Annotated in this window: 1 protein-coding gene; it reads left to right on the plus strand. The window is 70.5% G+C overall.

Annotated elements, in window-relative coordinates; translation table 11 throughout:
* On the plus strand, positions 1-1,263 hold a 1,263-nt coding region (locus tag ACYVN4_RS45225; protein WP_460730515.1), incomplete at both ends, for a condensation domain-containing protein.

Raw genomic sequence — 1,263 nt, forward strand, 5'->3', positions numbered from 1 at the left:
CCCGCTGGAACCGCTTCGGCGAGCTCGAATACCTCGGCCGCGCCGACGATCAGGTCAAGGTGCGCGGTTTCCGCATCGAGCTCGGTGAGATCGAGTCCGCGGTACTGGCGCAGGACGGGGTCGCGCAGGCCGCGGTCATCGTGCGCGAGGACCAACCGGGCGATCAGCGCATCGTCGCGTACGTGGTGCCCGCCGACGGTGTCGTCACCGCCGTGGACGCTGTGCGTGATGGCGCCGCCGAGTTGCTACCGGCCTACATGGTGCCCTCGGCCGTCGTGGTGCTCGACCGAATCCCGTTGACCGTCAACGGCAAGCTGGATCGGCGCGCTCTTCCGGCTCCGGCCGTGCAGGCGCGCGCATTCCGTGCGCCCGAGACCCCGATCCAGGAAACCGTCGCCGGCGTCTTCGCCGACGTGCTCGGCCTGGACCGGGTCGGCCTGGACGACGACTTCTTCGACCTGGGCGGCAACTCGCTCATCGCCACCCGCGTGGTGTCGCGCATCGGTGCCGCGCTCGACACCACCGTCGCGGTGCGCACGCTGTTCGAGGCGAGCAATGTCGAGGCGCTGGCCGCGCGCATCGAATCGCATGCCGACGGCGCCTCGCGCGCCAAGCTGGTCGGCCGTGCCCGCACGCCGGGCGAGCTGGTGCCGCTGTCCTTCGCGCAGCAGCGCATGTGGTTCCTCAACCAGTACGACACCTCCTCGGCGGCCTACAACCTGCCGCTGGCGATCCGCCTCGACGGTGAACTCGACACCGCCGCACTGGAACTCGCGGTCGCCGATGTGGTGCGCCGCCACGAGTCGCTGCGCACCCGCTACCCGGAGCACGGCGGGACGCCGATGCAGGTGGTCGTGCAGGCCGAGGAGATCGCCCTCGATCTGCGCCCGGTCACCGTGACCGCCGAGGACCTGGTAGCCGCGGTGACAGCGTTCGCGACGCTTGGCTTCAACGTCGCGGAGCAGGTCCCCCTGCGGGCCCGGCTGTTCCGCGTCGCAGCCCCCCGTCATTCCGGCGTGCTTTTGGCCGGAATCCAGGCGGACAGTGTGGATCCCGGCCAAGAGCACGCCGGGATGACGAGTGGTGCTGCCGCCGAGCCGACCGCTCACCAGCACGTTCTTGTCGTCGTGGTGCACCACATCGCCGGTGACGGTTTCTCGATGTCGCCGCTGGCTCGCGACGTCATGGTGGCCTACACGGCTCGCACCCAGGGTGCGGTGCCGGGCTGGGCACCGCTGGCCGTGCAGTACGCCGACTTCGCGG

The sequence above is a fragment of the Nocardia heshunensis genome (assembly GCF_054782115.1).